This is a genomic window from Winogradskyella sp. SYSU M77433 (assembly GCF_029911945.1).
Lineage (GTDB): Bacteria > Bacteroidota > Bacteroidia > Flavobacteriales > Flavobacteriaceae > Winogradskyella.
Genome location: NZ_JARYTG010000003.1, coordinates 495,340 through 515,236, shown reverse-complemented (window position 1 = coordinate 515,236; position 19,897 = coordinate 495,340). Strand labels below are relative to the sequence as shown.

The window sequence follows — 19,897 nt, the reverse complement described above, 5'->3', positions numbered from 1 at the left end:
TAATTAAAAATGAAAAAATTAGTAACTCTAGCAATAATTGGTTTACTGTGGAATCATAACATAATAGCTCAAAATATTGGTGATAATCATAAAGATTTAAAAGAGGTTGACTTAATATTACAAGCAGATAAAATTAAAATTGGCGGTACTCTGACTTTGCCCGCAACTTTTAATACATCATCTTTAGTCATTTTGAGTTCAGGTAGTGGGCCGCAAGATAGGGGCGAAACATTAGACGGATTCAAAATATTTAAAGTTATAGCAGACCATTTAGCTACAAAAGGAATAGCCTCTTTTCGTTATGATGACAGAGGTGTTGGAAGTAGTACTGGAGACTTTGTGAATAGCACAATCGAAGACCATTCGAAGGACTTGGAGCATATTATAAATTATTTTAAATTCTCTGAAGCACACCCATTCAATGAGTTTATACTATTTGGACATAGCCAAGGCGGTATACTTTCCGCTAAGGTTGCAGCCCAAAATGAATCCGTAAAAAAGCTGGTTTTAATGGCTGCACCAGCAGTACCTTTGATTGAAATTGTTACCTACCAAATTAGACAAGAATATAGTCAGACTAATATTTCCAAATCATTAATCGAAGCAGATGTATCGGCACACAATCGATTAATGAGAGCTATTGCAGATGATAAGACGATTGAAGAGGCGTATAAACTATTTCGTCAAACAACCGAAACTATTTTATATGAAATGAACTCAAAAAGCAAAACAGATTCGACAAAAATTAAGCAAAAAGCTATTACTAAAGCAGACGAATTTAAAATCATATATAAACTACCTTCGTTAACTTCATTTCTTTATTACGATCCTTTCGAAGATTTAGAAAATTTATCTATTCCTGTATTAAGTCTTTTTGGGGGATTAGATTTTCAAGTTCCTATTGAACTAAATAAGGACAGAATGGAAAATGCGCTTCTTAAATCGCGAACAAAATATGATTTTGTAACCTTTGATAAGGCTAATCATTATTTTCAAGAGGCTAAAACAGGTGAGCGAGAGGAATATGCTGCACTTGAAAAGAATTTTGTCCCTAATTTTTTAAATCAAATTTCAGAATGGATTCTTAAATCTAAATAGTTTCCAATCGTTTTACCCATGTTTTGATATATACTTCTTGAGATTAGACAAGCTTTTACATTTTAAGCGTTTAAGAAAACGCACAAAGCTTTTTCTAGGTAACGCACAAATGCTTAATTTTAAGAAAAGTATATAAGCATTGGAATATTTTCATCAACTCATTATTGATAATGTCAGCCGGTTTATTGATTTGACCGAGATTGAAAAACAGAAATACATTTCTCTTCTTACAAAAGTTAGCATTAAACGGAAAGCATTTTTGATGCAAGCTGGTGATATTGCCAAATACGAATACTTTATAACCAAGGGTTGTCTTAAAGTATACACCTTGGATGAAAATGGTGCACCTCATATATCTATGTTTGCTGTTGAGGATTATTGGACAGGAGATATGGCTAGTTTTATAACCAAAGAACCTTCAAGTTACTTCATTAAAGCTACCGAGGATTCAGAATTACTTGGAATATCTAGAACAAATTATGAATTGCTTTTCCAGGAGATACCCAAATTCGAAAGATTTTATCGTATTCTTTACCAAAGATCTCTTATAAGTTATATAAGACGCTCTAACCAGAGCATATCTTTAACTGCAGAAGAGCGTTACATAAAATTTAAAAAGAAATATCCTCACATTGTCAATAGAATAACCCAAAAAGATTTAGCTGCTTATATTGGTATTACGCCAGAGTTTATGAGCAAAATTGTTACTAAGGTCAACAGAATGTAAAAGTCTTAAACTAGTTCATTTTTTTTCATGTCTTCAAAAGGGAACTTTGAAACATGAAAAAATTAAGAATCATATCTCTCTTATTTACAATTGGTTTTACCAACTTAATGCAGGCGCAATTCACACAAATTGAATTGTTTTCAGGCTTTGAAAAAACTGATTTTACAGCATATTCAAGTTACTTTATTAATGATAGAAAATCACTAAGCATTAATACTTTGGCTTTCTTCCAAAAATATAACGAAGAAGAAAACCAAGGTTTCGATGAGGTAGGTGTTCAACCTACCTTATTCTGGAATATTACCAAACATATCTCAATTGGGTCATCTTTATACTACAATAGTATTGCTGGTTATTCACATCGTTTATCAGGAAAGTTCACACTAAAAAATTCACGAGTATTATTGGTCGTCATTCCTTCAATTGCACATTCTAAAAAAATGGATGCTGGCTATGCAGAGGCATTTGCACAATTTCAGTTCAATATACCATTGAATAATAAGATATCACTTTGGTTCAATGGACAGTTTTTAACCGTATGGGACAAATTCGATATGCATTCAAGAAGTTTTCAGCAATTACGTATGGGATTATCTATAAAAGTACACCAATTTGGAGTTGGTGCAGACTTTGACCAGTATGGACCCAACCCAATAGAAAAAACATCTTTCGGTGTGTATTACCGAAAAACTTTATAAACAATTTAAAAATTAAATATTATGAAAAATTTAGTACGAGTTTCACATTGGTTAGCATATGGATATTTAATCTATGCCTTTGGTTATGCAAGTCTTTTTAAAGTGTTCCAAAAACAAAGTATGGTGGAAAATATGAGCAATTTTGGTTTTGGAAAAATATGGACATTAGGTATTGGTTATGGCGAATTGCTGGGAGTAATTGGTTTGGTTGTTGGGTTTTGGATACATCAAGTTAAAAATCTGTCAACTTTATGGTTATTGCCATTCGCAATTGGCGCATTGATAACTCATTTTGCACATAATGACTATGAATACTTTTACACAGCTTTATACTGTTGTATTGCTGGCATGGTTCTACTTCTTACTGATAAAAATTTCAAAATTACAGTATAGGGTTCAATCTCCGAAGTTTTAAGAGAAGGTACGGTTATTAAGAGAGTTTCTTCAGGAACTAAGTGCATGAAGGTTTTAAATTTTTCCTTTTGGTAACTGGCCTTCCCTTAAACATAGAAGTAAATAGCGCAGAAAAATATTAAATAGATAATTAAATCTCTTAAAAAAACATAAATCATGAAAAAAATAATCACAATAGCAGCGAGTAACAGTCAAAAATCCATAAACAAAAGTCTAATCAATTATACGTCGAGTTTATTGGAAAATCTAGATATCATTTCAGTTGACTTAAACGATTATATATTGCCGATTTACGGTGTTGATTTTGAGACTGAAAATGGTATTCCAACAGCTGTTAAAAGATTATGTGAACTCTTTAATACAGCTGATGGATTTATTGTATCCTTGGCAGAGCATAACGGATCTTATTCTGCAGTGTTTAAAAACACGGTAGATTGGTTATCTCGAATGGAAATGAAAATTTGGAAGGAAAAACCAATGCTACTAATGGCAACATCACCAGGTGGTAGAGGCGGTACTACTGTATTGCAAGCTGCTAATTCGTATTTTCCATTTATGGGTGCCCATATTACAGATACGTTTTCCTTACCGTCATTCTATGATAATTTCAATAATGGAGAAATTAATAATGAAAACTTAAAAGATGATTTATATTTGAAGGTTAATAAATTTCAAACCATAATTGAATAAGATTGCTACAATGTTTTTGATATAGTTAGATTTTAGTTGTACCGATTTTGTACTGTGTATCAGTTATGATAATGAATAGAAGTAATGGTACTTTCTGCATCGCTAAATAATAATTCAGTTATTCATTAATCACTTATGTAACATTAGTTACTTACTTTGCATGATAAAGATTTTAGCTTTGAAATGTAAAAACTAATACATGACTACTGAAATTTTCGGTTATTTAGGAGCTCTAATTATAGGAATTGTTTTAGGGCTCATAGGTGGAGGCGGCTCCATTTTAACCGTTCCTATTTTGGTTTATTTACTTTTTGTCAATCCTGTCACAGCAACTGCATATTCTCTTTTTGTGGTTGGTGTCTCTTCATTAGTTGGTGCTATACGTAATATTCAGAAAGGGTTGGTGGACTTTAGAACAGCTATTGTTTTTGCCATTCCGGCTTTTATTGCGGTTTATGCAACACGACGCTATTTAGTACCTGCAATACCAGATGAGCTGTTTAGTATTAGTGACTTTCTAGTAACAAAGAATATTGGTATCATGATATTTTTTGCCATTATCATGTTAGTGGCTTCTATATCAATGATTAAAGAAAGAAAGGCTAAAGCCGTTGCAGATGCTGTTGTAGTTTTTAACTACCCGTTAATTGTTACTGAAGGTTTAATTGTTGGAGTGATAACAGGAATTGTTGGAGCCGGAGGCGGATTTTTAATTATCCCAGCACTAGTATTATTAGCAAAGCTGCCCATGAAAAAAGCTGTTGCAACATCGCTGCTCATCATCGCAATAAAATCATTGATTGGTTTTATAGGTGATGTTGAAAACCTTGATATTGATTGGACTTTCCTTTTAACATTTACTGGAATTTCGGTCGTTGGTATTTTTCTAGGTATTTATCTATCCAACTTCATAGAAGGTAAGAAGTTAAAAAAAGGTTTCGGTTGGTTTGTTCTAATTATGGCGGTTTACATCATTTATAAAGAACTAACAATGTAACTAAAGTTACGGCCATTAAATAAAATTGAATTATTTTAGAAGGCATTTTACTAAAGAATTAATTATGAAAGTAGAACAAATTTATACTGGTTGTTTAGCACACGCAGCCTATTATATTGAAAGTAAGGGTGAAGCAGCGATAATAGATCCACTACGTGAGGTACAACCTTATATTAAACGAGCAAAATTAGACGACGCAAAAATTAAATATATTTTCGAAACGCATTTTCACGCTGATTTTGTTTCAGGTCATTTAGACTTAAAAGAAAAAACAGGTGCAAAAATTGTGTTCGGTCCTACGGCAAAACCAAATTATGATGCAATTACAGCAGAAGATGGTCAGGTTTTTGAAGTTGGTGACTATAAAATAAAGGTCATTCACACACCAGGTCACACTATGGAAAGTACAACGTATTTGCTTATAGATGAGAATGGCAAAGAGCATGGTATTGTAACGGGTGACACGTTGTTTATTGGTGATGTTGGAAGACCAGATTTGGCGCAAAAAGTGGCTGCCGATTTAACACAAGAGAAGCTAGCAGGTTATTTATATGATTCTTTACGTAATAAGATTATGCCTTTAAGTGATGATCTTATTGTGTATCCTAACCATGGTGCTGGTTCTGCCTGTGGTAAAAATATGAGTAAAGAAACTACCGATACTTTAGGCAATCAGAAAAAGACAAATTATGCGCTTAGAGCAGACATGACTAAAGAGGAATTTATTGAAGAAGTGCTTGATGGTTTATCAGAACCACCTGGATATTTCCCACAAAATGTCATGATGAATATTAAAGGTTACGAGAGTTTTGATAAAGTAATGACAAAATCTCAAAAACCATTATCTCCAAAAGCTTTTGAAACAGCTGCAAATGAAACCGAAGCTATTGTTTTAGATGTGCGTCATCAATCAGATTTTGTAAAAGGTCATGTGCCACGTTCTATCTTTATTGGTATTGATGGAAGTTTTGCACCATGGGTAGGAGCTTTAATTGTAGATGTGAGTCAGCCAATTTTATTAGTTGCTCCAAAAGGAAGAGAAGAAGAAGTCATTACAAGACTATCTCGTGTTGGTTTTGATAATGTTATTGGTTATTTAGATGGAAGTTTTGATGCCTGGAAAGATGCCGGAATGGAGTTTGATACCATTACTTCAATTTCAGCTGAAGAGTTTGCAAAACATTACGATGAAGAGAAAGATAATATTTTTGATGTAAGAAAAGATGGAGAGTTTACTGCCGAGCATGTTGATGGTGCAAAACATACACCTTTAGATTATATCAATAATTATTTAAGTGAATTTCCAGAAGATAAAACATTCTATGTGCATTGTGCTGGTGGTTATCGTTCTGTAATAGCAGCTTCAATTTTAAAGAGTAGAGGTATACACAATTTGGTGGATGTTGCTGGTGGTTATGGAGCAATAAAAAATACTGATATTCCTAGGACAGATTTCGTTTGTCCTTCAACATTAAAGTAGATAAAAAAAGAATTTTTTTTGGTTAGTAAAAGCACGTCATGTCAATTGTGGTATGGCGTGCTTTTTTGTGTAACAAAGGTTACTAATTAAAATTGTAGAATGGCATATTTTTATTGTTAATAAACAAAATAAAATATGTCATTTTTTTCAGCATTATTCGGGTCTAAAACTTCACAAAGTAACGCGGTTACTAGGCTTAATCCAGAAGACTTTAAAAAACAAGTAGAAGGTAAAAAAGTTCAGCTTGTAGATGTAAGAACACCAAGTGAATTTAAATCTGGTCATATCAAAGGTGCTAAGAATATCGATTTTTTCTCGGGGAAATTTAATGTAGAACTTGATAAACTAGATAAGGAAAAACCTGTTTACGTTTATTGTAGAAGTGGTAATCGAAGCAGACAAAGTGCTAAGAAAATGGAAGCTATGGGCTTTGTGGTAATTTATGACCTCAAAGGTGGAATATTTAATTTAAGATAAAACATTATGAGAACTTCAGTAATAGTACAAAACTTAAAATGTGGTGGCTGCTCCAATACTATAAAAACTAAATTATCAGATATTGAGAATATCTCTGATGTTGCCGTTGAAGTAGAAGAAAATAAAGTATCATTTAATTTTCAAAATAAAAGCGATGCTATTATAGTTAAAGATAAACTTAGAACCTTAGGTTATCCTTCCATTGAAGAAGAAAATAGTTTGGGCTCAAAAGCTAAATCTTTTGTGAGTTGTGCAACTGGTAAATTTTCAAGCTGATGAAACCACTAATTTTAATTTTCACATTATCTGTTCTTATGTTTAGTTGTAAAGATGCTAAGGGTAAAGAACTTTCTGCTTTTGAAAAAAATATGCAGGCCAATAATCATCCAGGCAAAAAATTAATGGAAACCAATTGCTATGTATGTCATAGTCCAACAGCAAGTCATGAAGATAGAATTGGACCACCAATGGTTGCTATTAAGAAACATTACATAGATGAGAACACCACAAAGGAAGAGTTTATTGATGCTATGCAAGCGTGGATAAAAAATCCTAATAAGGAAGATGCCAAAATGTTTGGTGCTGTTAAGCGTTTTGGAGTAATGCCTAAGCAAGCCTTTTCAGAGGAAACTATAGAGCAGATTGCTGATTATATGTACGATTTTGATATTGACCAACCCGAATGGTTTGAAGAACATTTTAATGAGGAAAAAGGAAAGCATAAAGGTATGGGTAAAGGCAATGGAAATGGAAACGGAAACGGAATGAAAGGTAAAGGGGTGCACCAACAACAAGCGCAAACAAATTTTGAAGAATTACCCTATGGTGAACGAGGCTTAAAATATGCATTATCAACAAAAGCTATTTTAGGTAAAAACCTTATGGGAACTATCCAAAAAGAAGGAACTCTTGAGGCTCTTGAATTCTGTAATACAAAAGCTTATCCATTAACCGATAGCATGGCTACAGTTTATAATGCAAAAATTAAAAGAGTTAGTGATAAGCCTAGAAATAAAAAGAATACAGCAAACACAGAGGAAGTTGAATATATAAAAGCTTTTAAAACGCAATTAGCTAATAATGTAGAAATTGAGCCTTTGGTGAAAGAAGAGGGAGAGGAAGTTCATGTATATTCCCCAATTGTAACAAATACAATGTGTTTGCAATGTCACGGTAAACCAAATGAAAATATAAAGCCAGAAATTTTAAAAACACTAACTTTGTTATATCCAGATGATAAGGCTATTGGTTATTCCGAAAATCAAGTAAGAGGCATCTGGAATGTTTCTTTCAGTAAAAACTAGGTTAGGTATGAGCAAATTTTCAGATATCATAAATCAAGATAAACCAGTTTTGGTTGACTTTTATGCAGATTGGTGTGGCCCATGCAAAATGATGGCTCCAATTCTAAAACAAGTAAAAGATAATCTTGGTGACCGAGTTTCTATTATTAAAATTGATGTAGATAAAAATCAGGCTTTAGCTGCAAAATATCAGATTAGAGGAGTGCCTACATTGATTTTATTTAAAAACGGAACACAACTTTGGAGACAATCAGGTGTACTTCAAAAGAATGAGCTCATTAACGTTATTACTTCTAATGATTAATTTAATTGTAGGTTTAAAATTTTTAAGAAAATACAGATGATTGTTGATGCTCAAAAAAGTATAAATTATCATAACTATAGAGGAAAATAATAATGAAATTTAAAGAGGTGTAAAATCCTTAATTCTTGATTGATAGCTAAGCATCTTAAATATTTAAGATGCTTTTTTTCATTAACTGATAAATGTCATCTTTATTAAAGTTTTTACGTAGTATTTTAGCTTACATAAACGATAATATACTAATCAGATGAAGAATACTTTACTAATATATGACCATAGTAATGGTGTTGTAATGATAGCTGTATTCGCTCTTGTATGCCTAATTTTGGTAGGTGTGCTTATAAATTTTATGGCAGGAGGAAAAAAGGACAAAGACAACAACGAAAACTAACTAAGCTCAATTTTTCATTTTTTTGGAAATAAAAAGAGGACAGTAATAAACTGCCCTCTTTTTTTATTAAAATTTATATTGAATGAATGCTGAAAAATTTCTGCCAGGTTCGGTTATAGGAACTCTTCCAAAATCCGCTTGATTTGTGAAAGAGAAATTGAGATGATTGTTATAGGCTTCATCAAAAATATTTAATGCAGCAACACCTAGCGTTAGGTTTTTAAGAAACTTCATACCAAAACGTGCATCTAAAGTTTGGTAACCAGCAGTTCTTGTCTCTCCAAAACTTTCAGAGATATTATCTTGCTCGGATACTAAATTGTATTGAAGATTAGCCCAATAGTTTTCTTTGTTCAACCCCAGAGAAAAACGTGTGGTAAATGGCGGAGTCAATGGTAAAGATTCGTTTAAACCCTTATTCTTAGCATAGACATATGAGAATTCGCTCTTAAAGAAGAAGTCATTCAAAAAGTCTAATTCTACCATAATTTCGAAACCTGTTTTGTAAGCTTCGTCTAGGTTTCTGAAAACTTTTGCAAACTGAGGATCTGCCATCGGGTTGAATTTACGACTCACATTTTCGTCAACTATTCCAACAATGTAATTTTCAAAAAATGAATAATAAAAAGAGGTTTCATATTTAAAAGCATTAAAACCATTTTTCAAAGTTTCGTTGCCCTTAAAGCCTATTTCAAATTGATTGTTAACTTCAGCTTTTAGGTTTGGATTCCCAACATATTCATATGGATCTTGACCAACAGTAAAATGGTTGATAAAACGTTCAATCATATTGGCAGAGCGCACGCCACGACCATAAGCCGCTTCAATGGTAAAGTTATCCGAAACTACTTTCTTTACAGAAACTGTTGTGCTGATATTGTGCTCGGTACGTTTTTCCAAATCATACATAGCTTCAAAATCAGCTTCAGGATCCTGAATGTTTGATACAACATTGTCATATCTTATACCAGCAGTAAAAATTGTGTTTTTACCAAGACTGTATTTTGCTTCAGTAAAAATACCTAAGTCATTGATATAAGAATCTTGCCACACCTTATCATTAAAAAGCATTGGTTCAGGTAAAACATTACCGTTCATAACTTTTACCAATCGTGTTCTTCCACCATCTCTAGCCACATTAAAAACATCAATACCCGAAAATACATTCAGGTTTGTTAAGGGTTTCCAATGTAATTCTATTTTACCACCTAATGTTGTTGCATCAACATTTGAAGCCGCTTCCATTATGTTAAAAGTCGGTCGGTTAGCATTGGTCATTAGATGATCTACATAACTATAATAAGCCTTTGCTGTAATAGCCTTAGCGACTTTACCAATATTATCGAGTTTATAATCTAAAGAAATAATGCTGCTATTATCGTATTCGGTATCCATTGGTAAGGCTGCGTGAAGCACATCTCTTCCAAAAGATTGTCGCCAGTGTGCTTGTAATCTTTGGTTTTCTGAGAAATTATAGCCCATTTTAATACCATAATCTGTACTTCTGAAGGATGAAGGAATTTCAATACCATTACCATCTTCATAATTTCCAAAATCTCTATAGCCTGCGTTGGCAACAATATCATAATTGTCTTTTATGTATTGTAATTCAGCCATATTTACAAAAGAATTGCCATTGCTTTCATAACCTGCAGAAACTTTACCATGTATACCTTGGTCTTGGTAATTTGGTTTTTGGGTTACCATATTTATAATACCTCCAAAAGTGGCACCATACCTTACAGTATAAGGGCCTTTTATAATTTCAATTTTTGAAATTTCTTCAGGAATAATATGGGTAGTAATAGGATCCATACGGTTCGGACAAGCATGCATAGCTTTTGTACCTCCATCATATTGTATATTAAGCTGTTCGTATTGAGCAGCTCTGAACGAAGGATCTATAGCATAATTACCTCGTTTTATTGTTGAAAAGCCATTTATGTTACTGAATAAGTCGGCGACATTTTTAGGCTGAACAATGTTTTCAACATATTTATTAGACACGATAGTTAATACAGGATCAGTTTTAATATTTCCGGTAACTACGACCTCGTTTAGCTTTGTTGTTTTTTCTTTTATAGTATCCTTTTCGGTCTTTTTTTGAGCATAGGATACGTTTATCATAAGCGCGCATAACAACGCACTATAGAATGTTTTCATTTATAGTGAAATTAAAATTTTTAAAATAGTTTGTGTAGACAGTGCTACAATCTAGAAATGAAAACTATGCACGTGGTGGGTGAAAACAATCCATAACATTTATATAGGAATACAAATTTTGATATGGATTAGGACTTTGTTTTTTATAAGAAATTCTATAAAAAAGAGGTGTTTCTTCTTTAGGATTGGTAAATAAAATGAGCTCTTTAAAATCTACAATACTTTCAGGTGTTTTTTTGTTGCTGTCTTGAGATTCTGCCACTTTTTTAAGATGACATTTACCATTACAAGCTAACTCAGGCTTATCTTTATTTTCACACAAAGCTTCAATAAAACCTACAGTATCAAGTTCGAAATAGGCATAAGTTAAAGAGGCTCTAATACTATTCGAAAAGATAAGAGCAGTAAGAAAAATAGATAGAATGTAGTAGCCTATTTTCATTTTTGCAAATATAAGCAGGCATGCTAGTTTATGAGTTAATTTTCATCTTTAAATTTGTATATGAAATGTTAAATTTCTTCACAAAAATTTATAGAAATAGTAACATTTGTTACATAGTTTTTAGCTATTATTTTTTAAATTTGAATAAATTATGTAAATAAAATATTATGAGTGAAGAAACCACAGAAAAAGTATATGCAATGCCAAGAATAGGCGATCAAGCACCAGATTTTGAAGCAGTAACTACGAAAGGAAAAATTAAATTTTCAGATTTTGCTAAAGATAAATGGACAGTAATGTTTTCGCATCCAGCAGATTTTACTCCAGTTTGTACCACAGAAATGAGTGGGTTTGCAACAAGAAAAGGTGAATTTGATGCACTAAACACAGAACTTATTGGGTTAAGTATAGATAGTATTCATGCACATTTGGGCTGGGTACAAAACGTAAGAGAAAACACAGGAGTGTATTTCGATTTTCCTATCATTGCTGATTTAGACATGAAAGTGTCTAAGCTTTACGGCATGTTACAACCAAATGAAAGTGAAACTGCTGCAGTACGAGCTGTATTTTTTATAGATCCAAGTAAAAAGATTCGTTTAATTATGTATTACCCACTAAATGTTGGTCGTAATATGGACGAAATTTTAAGAGCTTTAGAAGCGCTTCAGACTTCTGATAAATATAAAGTATCAATGCCTTTAGATTGGAAAAAAGGTGATAAAGTAATTGTTGGTCCTCCAAAAACTTTAGATGAATTAAACGCAAGAATAAATGATGATTCTCTAGAAAAAGTAGATTGGTATTTAGCTAAGAAGAATTTATAAAATAGTCTTAAATAGTCGGTCTTTTCATCAAGTTAAGACCGATTTTTTTTATCTTAAAATCACAGTAAAAAGAAAGGAAAATGAATATAAAGCAATTTGAAGATAAACCATTAGCACATTATTCTTATGCTATTATTAGTGATGGTAAAATGGCTGTTGTAGATCCTTCAAGAGACCCAAAACCTTATTACGAATTGGCAGAAAAGGAAAATGCAAAAATTGTTGCGGTTTTTGAGACGCATCCGCATGCCGATTTTGTGAGTAGTCATTTGCAGATACATGAGGAAACTGGAGCAAATATTTACGTCAGTAAATTGGTCGGTGCCAATTATCCACATAAAACTTTTGACGATGGAGATAAATTTAAGTTGGGGAACGTTGAGTTCTCTGCTATAAACTCACCAGGCCACTCACCAGATAGTATCACAATAATAGCAAAAAACCATGCGGACTATGCTATGTTTTCAGGAGATACCTTGTTTATTGGTGATGTCGGTCGACCAGACTTACGCGAAAAAGCTGGCAATATGAAGGCTAAACGCGAAGAGTTGGCCAAAAGCATGTATGAAACTATGCAAACAAAATTTAACGATTTACCAGATAATACCATTGTTTATCCAGCGCATGGAGCCGGTTCGCTTTGTGGAAAAAACATGAGCAAAGATGCTTCAAGCACCTTGGGAAGAGAGCGAGAAGAAAATTGGGCTTTCAAAAAACTATCTGAAGAAGACTTTGTTAACCATATTTTAGCAGATCAGCCTTTTATTCCCTCTTATTTTGGTTTAAATGTAGATATCAATAAAACGGGAGCAGATAATTTTGAAACCAATGTCGCCAAACCGAAATTTCATTTTAAAGTTGAGTCATTCGATGATAAAGAAGCAGTGGTTGTAGATATACGACCTCAAGAAGACTTCAAAAAAAATCATATCAAAGGAAGTATTAATATTATGGCGCAGTCCGAAAATGATAAACTCGAAACTTGGTTGGGTTCTATAGTAGAGCCAGAAGAGCCTTTTTATGTGGTTTTGGATTCAGTGGACGATAAAGAAGATATTCTAAATAGAATTGCAAAAATTGGTTACGAAAAACAATTAGAAGCACTTTTAACTTTAGGAGACACCGATTTTGATAGTACAGAAAAAATCGATTTGCAAGATTTTAAAAATAACCTAGAAGACTATACGATTATTGATATTAGAAACAAAAGTGAAGTTGAAGAAGGTAAAATATTCGATTCGGCAATTTCAATTCCTTTGAATGAATTGAGAGATTCTGGTGATGATATTCCAACAGATAAACCTATCGTTGTGCATTGTGCTGGTGGTTACCGTAGCGCAGCAGGAAGTAGTATCGTTTCTAACTTAAAAAAAGGCGCAAAAGTCTACGATTTAAGTGACGCAGTCAAGGATTTTTATTAAGGTAAAAATTGGACTACATAAAGGTAACATTCGTTACTTAAGAACGGTATTTAACCCGTATCTTTGAAAAAACATTTCTTATGGATACCGAAATTCTCGCTAGAATCCAATTTGCCTTCACCGTTGCTTTCCATTATATCTATCCACCATTAAGTATTGGTATTGGACTAATCATGGTCATTTTTGAAGGTTTATACCTAAAGACAAGAAAAAAAGAATACGAAATTTTAACCCGTTTTTGGTTAAAGATTTTTGCTATAACCTTTGGTATTGGTGTAGCGACAGGAATCATCATGGAGTTTGAGTTTGGTACCAATTGGGCTGTATATTCTAAATATGTCGGTGATATATTTGGAAGTGCTTTAGCTGCAGAAGGTCTTTTTGCCTTCGGATTAGAAAGCACATTTTTAGGAATTCTAATTTTTGGTTGGAACCGTGTATCACCAAGAGTCCATTTTATTTCCACAATAGGAGTGTTTTTAGGTTCGATGTTCTCAGCAGTTTGGATTGTTGTGGCTAATAGCTGGCAACAAACTCCAGCTGGTTATCATATTGTTGGTGAAGGTATGGAAGCTAGAGCAGAAGTTACCGATTTTTGGGCTATGGTGTTCAATCCATCAAGTGTAGATAGAATTATTCACGTTTGGCAAGGTGCATTTTTAGCTGGCGCATTTATGGTATTGAGTGTTCATGCCTATTATTTACTAAAAGTTCGTTATACTGAAATTTCTAAAAAAGCTTTTAAAATTGCCTTATCTGTAGCAACTATTATCTCTTTAACGCAATTAGCTTCAGGACACAGTTCCGCAGAAGGAGTAGCAGAAAATCAACCTGCAAAATTAGCAGCTTTAGAAGGTCATTTTGAAGCTAATGAACCTGCAGATATGTATTTGTTTGGTTGGGTAGATAAAAAGAATCAAGAAGTTACTGGAGTTAAAATTCCTGGTGGATTATCATTTCTATTGGATTATGATTTTGATACACCTGTAAAAGGGCTTAATGCTTTTCCAAAAGATGAAATACCAACACAAATTAATGCTGTATTTCAATTTTATCATATCATGGTCTTTATCGGCATGTTTTTCATTGGTTTAACGCTTTATGCTAGTTATTTATGGTGGAAAGGCAAACTGTTTGAAAGAAAATGGTTACTCAGAATATTCGCATTCTCAGTGTTGTTACCTCAAATAGCAAATCAAGTAGGTTGGTTTGCTGCAGAGATGGGAAGACAGCCTTGGGTTGTTTACGGACATTTGAGAACAAATCAAGCATTTTCGCAAGAGGTGTCTTCAAATCAAATATTGTTCTCACTTATTCTATTCTTTGTGGTTTATGCAATTTTGTTTTTACTGTTTTTATATTCTGTAGATAAGAAAATAAAGCACGGTCCTTATGAAGAAGCACAGAATCCAGATGAATTTTTAAAATATACTTAATAGCAGGATTATGGAAACATTTTTAGGAATAGATTATCCAACATTGTGGTACTTAGTAGTAGGACTCTTGTTTTCAGGCTATGCTATTTTAGAAGGATTTGATTATGGTGCAGGAGCGTGGCACTTATTTTTAAGAAAAGATTTAAGCAGACGAATTGCTATAAACGCTATTGGGCCTCTTTGGGATGCCAACCAAGTATGGCTAATTATTGGTGGAGGTGCATTATTCGCTGGTTTTCCAGTTATGTATGCAACCATGTTATCGGCAATGTATATTCCATTTATGTTGTTTTTAATGTTACTTGTTTTACGATCGGCAGCTATAAAATTTAGAAGCGCAGAAGAAATGAAATGGTGGAGAAAAACTTGGGACATCATCTATTTTGTGTCTAACACCTTAATTGCTTTTTTACTTGGTGTAGTTTTAGGAAACGTTTTGCAAGGTTTTGAAATACACGACAATTTTGTTTACAAGGGAGGGATTTTCTTTTCGTTTTTGAATCCTTATGCATTGATGGTAGGGTTTACAACATTATCAATTTTCATGACACAAGGTGCTATCTTTTTAATGTTGAAAACAGAAGGTAGATTGCATGAAAGATTATCATTTTTATTAAAAAAAGGAATGATTTTCTTCATTATAAGTTTTGCGATTACTTCTTTATATACATTAACATTTTTACATGGTGTAACCGATAAGTTTAAGGAGCAACCTGTATTTTTTGTATTACCTGTTTTAGCATTTTTAGCTGTAGCCAACGTACCAAGATTGGTATCAAAAAAGAAATATATGTATGCGCTGGTATTTTCGTCATTAATAATGGCTTTTTTATTAATGCTAGTGGCATTTCAATTGTATCCCGTATTATTACCATCTACTATAAATCCAGAGTATAGTGTCACGATTTATAACGCAGCCTCTTCACAAAAATCTTTAGGTATTATGCTAACCATCGTTTTAATTGGTGCGCCATTATTAGCAGGCTATTTCTTGTTTTTATATAAAACATTCAATGGAAAAGTAGAATTAGATGATACTAGTTATTAAGGTATGAGCAATAGCTAGGTTAATGAAAAGAGCATCAATTTGATGCTCTTTTTTTGTGTAACATTTGTGACCATCAAAAAATATTAATCAAACTAACTTTGATGGAAACAAAAGGAAAAATGTCAAAAATAGTCATTTTAGGAGCTGGAATTTCCGGACACGTAGCTGCTTCGCATTTAAGACGAAAGCTATCTAAAGATCACGAAGTTGTTGTGATCTCTCCTAATAGTAATTACCAATGGATTCCGTCCAATATTTGGGTTGGAATTGGCAGGATGAAATCCAAAAAAATCTTATTCCCATTAGCGCCATTATATAAAAAGAAAGGCATTGGATACAAGCAAGCCAAAGCATTAACTTTTCATCCAGAAGGTGATAAAACAGAACAAAAACCTTATGTTTTAGCCGAATATGTTGCAGGTGAAAAGAAAGGAACTCAAGAAAAAATCACTTACGATTACTTGATAAATGCAACAGGGCCAAAGCTAAATTTTGAAGCAACAGAAGGCTTGGTTCCTGGTGAAAATAAAACGTATTCCGTTTGTACTTATACACATGCAGATCATGCTTGGCATGGTTTAAATGAAGTCATTCAGCAAATGAAAAACGGAAAAAAAGCCAAAATTTTAATAGGAACTGGTCATGCCAAATCAACCTGTCAAGGTGCAGCTTTTGAATATATTTTAAATGTAGAACAAGAGTTGCGAAGACATAATGTTCGTGATATGGCAGAAATCACTTGGATATCTAATGAATATCAATTAGGCGATTTTGGTATGGACGGCATGCTTATGAGTTACGGAAGTATGACCATGAAGTCTAGCGAAATGGTAGAGATGATCTTTGAAGATCGAGATATAAAATGGATTACAGGAGCAGGTGTAAATAAAATTGAAGAAGGAGTAGCACATTATGAAAATTTAGATGGCGAATACAAAACCGAAACTTATGATTTCGCAATGTTAATTCCAGCATTTTCAGGTCACGGTTTTAAAGCTTACGATAAAAATGATAATAACATAACAGAAAAGCTATTTAAAGGCTTTATGATTGTAGATGCTGATTATACACCAAAACCTTATGAGCAATGGAGTGTACAAGATTGGCCAGAAACGTATCAAAATCCAAGCTATAAAAATATTTTTGCACCAGGTATAGCATTTGCGCCACCACATACCATCTCAAAACCTAGAGAAAGTAAAAATGGTACAGCTATTTTTCCGTCTCCACCACGTACAGGTATGCCATCAGGTATTACAGCAAAATTAGTAGCAGATAACATTATTGATAGTATAAAATCAGGTAAAGAATCCTTACACCATAAAGGATCAATGGGAAATATGGGAGCAGCTTGTATTGCTTCTGCGGGTTATGGTATGACTCAAGGTAGCGGTGTAAGTATCACCACATACCCAATTGTACCAGATTATGAAAAATATCCAAAAACACAAGGTAGACAACTAGGAAAAACCTTTGGTGAAATAGGTTTAGCAGGACATTGGTTAAAACTAGCCTTACACTATGCCTTTATTTACAAAGCAAAAATGAAACCATTTTGGTGGTTTATTCCAGAATAAGAATCAAATCTAGAATGATTGATTACTGAATAAAAACTTAAGATTATGACACAAAGAATATCAAAATATCAACGTTTTAAAATGATGAATCCAATACTTCAATTTTTTAAATTCATCTATTTAAGTATTAAAATAATGATTGTTGTCGCTGGTGGACATGGCGGCACAAGAAAAGTAAACTGATGTGGTGATCAGTTTTTTTTGGTTGGTTAGTGTTAAGGTGATTTTGCCTTGATCAAAGAGAGAGCTTTCATTGAAAGCTCTCTTTTTTGTGTAACATAAGTAGCAGCCATTTTTGGTTTTATTTCAGAACTTTAAGTGTTAATTTCAAAATTAAAGAGAAATGAAAAAGTCATTGTCAACCCAGTTAACACTATTATTGGTGTTCGTGCTATCATTATCTTTTTTATCAGCATGTAGCGATGATGATGGAGATAATACTAATGGAAATGTTCTAAACCAAACCTTAACAGAGTCAGATATAAATGCTTTGTTGTTTATGTTGGAAGAAGAAAAACTCGCAAGAGATACTTACAGATATTTAAATAATGAGTGGTACCTAAATCAGTTTGCTAATATTAAAAATAGCGAACAAGCGCATATGGATGCTGTTGAAAATTTATTGATTCAATATGATATAGAATATACAATTTTACCAGAAGGTGTGTTTGCAAATCAAACGCTTCAAAACTACTATAATCAATTTATTTTGGATGGTTCTTTAAGTCAGGCAAACGCTCTTCAAATCGGAGCAACTATTGAAGATTTAGATATAGTTGATTTGAGAGATCACTTGGAGGCTACAACAAATTCAGATTTAATTTCAGTATTTAATAGTTTACAATGTGGTTCTAAAAACCACCTTAGAAGTTTTGTTTTTGGTATTGAAAATACTGGTAATACTTATTTACCTCAATTTTTATCATTAGAGGAATACAATGCTATTATAAATGGAAGTCATGAACAATGTTTTTAATAGATTCTAATTTTTATTGATAGATAAAGCATCCTAAACAAGGGTGCTTTTTTTCTTTAGTAACCTTTGTTACTAAGCAAAATGAAGTCCATATATACTTTTGTGTCAAATAATTTAAACTAATGAAACAAAAAGTAAATATTATTTTAATGATTCTGATTTTTGGGATTGGTCAAGCACAAGAGGTGACGTCCATTTCAAAATCAGAAGTGCTATCTAAAGTACAAGAGCATAACACATCAATTAAAATTTCTGAGGAGTCGTTTAATGAAGCAAAGGGAGATTTTAGACAGACCAATGCTATTTTTCTACCTAATATTTCGGTGTCTCATACTGGGATTTCAACTACAAACCCATTAATGGCTTTTGGTTCTAAACTCAATCAGGAAATTTTAACCCAAAACGATTTCAGTCCAGCATTGTTAAATGATCCAGATCAAACTCAAAACTTTGCGACACGTATTGCTGTACAGCAACCTCTAATAAACCTTGATGGGTTTTATCAAAGAAAAGCAGCAAATAGTAAGATGAAAGCAATGGAATTGCAATCTGAGCGCACAAAGGACTATATGAATTTTGAAGTCGAAAATGCCTATATGCAATTGCAGTTGGCGTACAAAGCAGTTGATGTTTTGGAAAAAGCATTATCGGCTGCTCAAGCTAATTTAGAACTGGCAAACAATAGTTTTAAACAAGGCTATTTACACAGGTCTGATGTATTGTCTGTAGAGGTTAGGGTAGGTGAGGTGAAAAACCAACTTCAAGTAGCAAAGAGCAATGTGAAAAATGCTTCTAATTATTTGTCGTTCCTTATGAATGAAAGTTCAGAAACGATTTACAGACCGTCTGATAGTCTTACCGTAAGTGTAATGAATTCAGAATTGGTTTCTGGTATAGAGAATAGAGCGGATGTTAAGGCTATGGAACTGGCTTCAGATGCCAGAGCATCTATGTATAAGGCGGATAAAATGACATTTTTACCAACGCTGAATGCTTTTGCAAGCTATGAACTTTATGACGATCAAATTTTTCAAGCAGATGCTAATGGTTATTTGTTTGGTGCCGAATTAAAATGGAATATCCTAGAAGGAACTAAACGTTTTGGTAAAGCTCAAAAAGCAAAAGCAACATACGAAAAATCAAAGTTGGAATACAATCAATATGTTTCTAAAAGTCAACTTGAAATTAGCAAAACCAAACGTGCTCTAGAGGATGCATATAACAAATTGGCATTAGCACAATTGGCTGTTGAGCAATCAAAGGAAGCTCTTAGAATTAGAACCAATCGTTTTGGTGAAGGCTTAGAAAAAACAACAGATCTGTTAATGGCAGAAACGATGTACGCCCAAAAACAATTAGAATACTACCAAACCATTTTTCAATATAACAGCACAAAGGCTTACTTACAATTCTTAACAAAATAATAC

General features: G+C 33.0%; 22 protein-coding genes. 20 read left to right on the top strand and 2 right to left on the bottom strand.

Annotated elements, in window-relative coordinates; translation table 11 throughout:
- Positions 1-9 precede the first annotated feature (9 nt).
- The 12 genes from QGM60_RS08380 to QGM60_RS08325 all read left to right on the top strand — a co-directional run bounded on the left by QGM60_RS08380 (position 10) and on the right by QGM60_RS08325 (position 8,580).
- Entirely contained in the window at positions 10-1,098 is a 1,089-nt protein-coding gene (locus tag QGM60_RS08380; protein WP_281139789.1) for an alpha/beta hydrolase, read from the top strand.
- A 139-nt stretch (positions 1,099-1,237) separates the two neighbouring features.
- On the top strand, positions 1,238-1,825 hold the full coding sequence (locus QGM60_RS08375) for a Crp/Fnr family transcriptional regulator (protein ID WP_281139788.1): 588 nt from the start codon (positions 1,238-1,240) through the stop codon (positions 1,823-1,825).
- A gap of 53 nt (positions 1,826-1,878) precedes the next feature.
- Positions 1,879-2,523, top strand: a complete 645-nt coding sequence (locus QGM60_RS08370; RefSeq protein WP_281139787.1) for a hypothetical protein — start codon at positions 1,879-1,881, stop codon at positions 2,521-2,523.
- A 21-nt stretch (positions 2,524-2,544) separates the two neighbouring features.
- A complete protein-coding gene (locus QGM60_RS08365) occupies positions 2,545-2,916 on the top strand; it encodes a DoxX family protein (protein ID WP_281139786.1) in 372 nt (123 codons plus the stop codon).
- A 177-nt stretch (positions 2,917-3,093) separates the two neighbouring features.
- Positions 3,094-3,627 (top strand): NAD(P)H-dependent oxidoreductase, encoded by a 534-nt coding sequence (locus QGM60_RS08360; protein WP_281139785.1) that lies wholly within the window; start codon positions 3,094-3,096, stop codon positions 3,625-3,627.
- A 199-nt stretch (positions 3,628-3,826) separates the two neighbouring features.
- Positions 3,827-4,624: a sulfite exporter TauE/SafE family protein gene (locus QGM60_RS08355; protein ID WP_281139784.1), complete on the top strand. Its 798-nt coding sequence runs from the start codon at positions 3,827-3,829 to the stop codon at positions 4,622-4,624.
- Positions 4,625-4,688: 64 nt separating this feature from the next.
- Positions 4,689-6,104, top strand: coding sequence for an MBL fold metallo-hydrolase (locus QGM60_RS08350; protein WP_281139783.1), 1,416 nt, complete (start codon positions 4,689-4,691; stop codon positions 6,102-6,104).
- 135 nt (positions 6,105-6,239) lie between these two features.
- A complete protein-coding gene (locus tag QGM60_RS08345; protein ID WP_281139782.1) occupies positions 6,240-6,581 on the top strand; it encodes a rhodanese-like domain-containing protein in 342 nt (113 codons plus the stop codon).
- Positions 6,582-6,587: 6 nt separating this feature from the next.
- A complete protein-coding gene (locus QGM60_RS08340) occupies positions 6,588-6,857 on the top strand; it encodes a heavy-metal-associated domain-containing protein (RefSeq protein ID WP_281139781.1) in 270 nt (89 codons plus the stop codon).
- Positions 6,857-7,885 carry a DUF3365 domain-containing protein gene (locus QGM60_RS08335; RefSeq protein WP_281139780.1) on the top strand — a complete coding sequence of 343 codons (1,029 nt, stop codon included), beginning with the start codon at positions 6,857-6,859 and terminating at the stop codon, positions 7,883-7,885. Before QGM60_RS08340 ends, QGM60_RS08335 begins: the two co-directional genes overlap by 1 nt.
- Positions 7,886-7,892: 7 nt before the next feature.
- Entirely contained in the window at positions 7,893-8,189 is a 297-nt protein-coding gene (gene trxA / locus QGM60_RS08330) for a thioredoxin (RefSeq protein ID WP_281139779.1), read from the top strand.
- Between the two features lie 247 nt (positions 8,190-8,436).
- Positions 8,437-8,580: a hypothetical protein gene (locus tag QGM60_RS08325; RefSeq protein ID WP_281139778.1), complete on the top strand. Its 144-nt coding sequence runs from the start codon at positions 8,437-8,439 to the stop codon at positions 8,578-8,580.
- A gap of 66 nt (positions 8,581-8,646) precedes the next feature.
- On the opposite strand, the gene QGM60_RS08320 is transcribed toward QGM60_RS08325, so the two are convergent.
- Both QGM60_RS08320 and QGM60_RS08315 read right to left on the bottom strand, forming a co-directional pair.
- The gene (locus QGM60_RS08320; RefSeq protein WP_281139777.1) at positions 8,647-10,743 is read right to left on the bottom strand and encodes a TonB-dependent receptor; all 2,097 of its coding nucleotides are present in this window, start codon (positions 10,741-10,743) and stop codon (positions 8,647-8,649) included.
- Positions 10,744-10,807: 64 nt separating this feature from the next.
- A complete protein-coding gene (locus tag QGM60_RS08315; RefSeq protein WP_281139776.1) occupies positions 10,808-11,185 on the bottom strand; it encodes a hypothetical protein in 378 nt (125 codons plus the stop codon).
- A gap of 167 nt (positions 11,186-11,352) precedes the next feature.
- Between QGM60_RS08315 and QGM60_RS08310 the strand changes: the two genes are divergently transcribed.
- The 8 genes from QGM60_RS08310 to QGM60_RS08275 all read left to right on the top strand — a co-directional run bounded on the left by QGM60_RS08310 (position 11,353) and on the right by QGM60_RS08275 (position 19,894).
- Complete coding sequence (locus QGM60_RS08310) at positions 11,353-12,012, top strand: peroxiredoxin (protein WP_281139775.1); 660 nt, start codon at positions 11,353-11,355, stop codon at positions 12,010-12,012.
- An 80-nt stretch (positions 12,013-12,092) separates the two neighbouring features.
- Entirely contained in the window at positions 12,093-13,433 is a 1,341-nt protein-coding gene (locus QGM60_RS08305) for a rhodanese-like domain-containing protein (protein WP_281139774.1), read from the top strand.
- Positions 13,434-13,513: 80 nt separating this feature from the next.
- Entirely contained in the window at positions 13,514-14,869 is a 1,356-nt protein-coding gene (locus QGM60_RS08300; protein WP_281139773.1) for a cytochrome ubiquinol oxidase subunit I, read from the top strand.
- Positions 14,870-14,879: 10 nt separating this feature from the next.
- Complete coding sequence (cydB, locus tag QGM60_RS08295) at positions 14,880-15,917, top strand: cytochrome d ubiquinol oxidase subunit II (protein ID WP_281139772.1); 1,038 nt, start codon at positions 14,880-14,882, stop codon at positions 15,915-15,917.
- 101 nt (positions 15,918-16,018) lie between these two features.
- Positions 16,019-17,494 carry an FAD-dependent oxidoreductase gene (locus QGM60_RS08290; protein WP_281139771.1) on the top strand — a complete coding sequence of 492 codons (1,476 nt, stop codon included), beginning with the start codon at positions 16,019-16,021 and terminating at the stop codon, positions 17,492-17,494.
- A gap of 45 nt (positions 17,495-17,539) precedes the next feature.
- Complete coding sequence (locus QGM60_RS08285) at positions 17,540-17,677, top strand: hypothetical protein (protein ID WP_162835789.1); 138 nt, start codon at positions 17,540-17,542, stop codon at positions 17,675-17,677.
- Between the two features lie 160 nt (positions 17,678-17,837).
- Positions 17,838-18,470 carry a DUF2202 domain-containing protein gene (locus QGM60_RS08280; protein ID WP_281139770.1) on the top strand — a complete coding sequence of 211 codons (633 nt, stop codon included), beginning with the start codon at positions 17,838-17,840 and terminating at the stop codon, positions 18,468-18,470.
- A 122-nt stretch (positions 18,471-18,592) separates the two neighbouring features.
- The gene (locus QGM60_RS08275; RefSeq protein ID WP_281139769.1) at positions 18,593-19,894 is read left to right on the top strand and encodes a TolC family protein; all 1,302 of its coding nucleotides are present in this window, start codon (positions 18,593-18,595) and stop codon (positions 19,892-19,894) included.
- Positions 19,895-19,897 lie beyond the last annotated feature (3 nt).

Bases quoted from the DNA above. Each gene is read 5' to 3' on its own strand.
- QGM60_RS08345 (WP_281139782.1), top strand. From the start codon at position 6,240: ATGTCATTTTTTTCAGCATTATTCGGGTCTAAAACTTCACAAAGTAAC.
- cydB (WP_281139772.1), top strand. From the start codon at position 14,880: ATGGAAACATTTTTAGGAATAGATTATCCAACATTGTGGTACTTAGTA.
- QGM60_RS08285 (WP_162835789.1), top strand. From the start codon at position 17,540: ATGACACAAAGAATATCAAAATATCAACGTTTTAAAATGATGAATCCA.
- QGM60_RS08280 (WP_281139770.1), top strand. From the start codon at position 17,838: ATGAAAAAGTCATTGTCAACCCAGTTAACACTATTATTGGTGTTCGTG.
- QGM60_RS08340 (WP_281139781.1), top strand. From the start codon at position 6,588: ATGAGAACTTCAGTAATAGTACAAAACTTAAAATGTGGTGGCTGCTCC.
- QGM60_RS08320 (WP_281139777.1), bottom strand. From the start codon at position 10,743: ATGAAAACATTCTATAGTGCGTTGTTATGCGCGCTTATGATAAACGTA.
- QGM60_RS08275 (WP_281139769.1), top strand. From the start codon at position 18,593: ATGAAACAAAAAGTAAATATTATTTTAATGATTCTGATTTTTGGGATT.
- QGM60_RS08355 (WP_281139784.1), top strand. From the start codon at position 3,827: ATGACTACTGAAATTTTCGGTTATTTAGGAGCTCTAATTATAGGAATT.
- trxA (WP_281139779.1), top strand. From the start codon at position 7,893: ATGAGCAAATTTTCAGATATCATAAATCAAGATAAACCAGTTTTGGTT.
- QGM60_RS08360 (WP_281139785.1), top strand. From the start codon at position 3,094: ATGAAAAAAATAATCACAATAGCAGCGAGTAACAGTCAAAAATCCATA.
- QGM60_RS08310 (WP_281139775.1), top strand. From the start codon at position 11,353: ATGAGTGAAGAAACCACAGAAAAAGTATATGCAATGCCAAGAATAGGC.
- QGM60_RS08315 (WP_281139776.1), bottom strand. From the start codon at position 11,185: ATGAAAATAGGCTACTACATTCTATCTATTTTTCTTACTGCTCTTATC.
- QGM60_RS08370 (WP_281139787.1), top strand. From the start codon at position 1,879: ATGAAAAAATTAAGAATCATATCTCTCTTATTTACAATTGGTTTTACC.
- QGM60_RS08300 (WP_281139773.1), top strand. From the start codon at position 13,514: ATGGATACCGAAATTCTCGCTAGAATCCAATTTGCCTTCACCGTTGCT.
- QGM60_RS08290 (WP_281139771.1), top strand. From the start codon at position 16,019: ATGGAAACAAAAGGAAAAATGTCAAAAATAGTCATTTTAGGAGCTGGA.
- QGM60_RS08305 (WP_281139774.1), top strand. From the start codon at position 12,093: ATGAATATAAAGCAATTTGAAGATAAACCATTAGCACATTATTCTTAT.
- QGM60_RS08335 (WP_281139780.1), top strand. From the start codon at position 6,857: ATGAAACCACTAATTTTAATTTTCACATTATCTGTTCTTATGTTTAGT.
- QGM60_RS08380 (WP_281139789.1), top strand. From the start codon at position 10: ATGAAAAAATTAGTAACTCTAGCAATAATTGGTTTACTGTGGAATCAT.
- QGM60_RS08365 (WP_281139786.1), top strand. From the start codon at position 2,545: ATGAAAAATTTAGTACGAGTTTCACATTGGTTAGCATATGGATATTTA.
- QGM60_RS08350 (WP_281139783.1), top strand. From the start codon at position 4,689: ATGAAAGTAGAACAAATTTATACTGGTTGTTTAGCACACGCAGCCTAT.
- QGM60_RS08325 (WP_281139778.1), top strand. From the start codon at position 8,437: ATGAAGAATACTTTACTAATATATGACCATAGTAATGGTGTTGTAATG.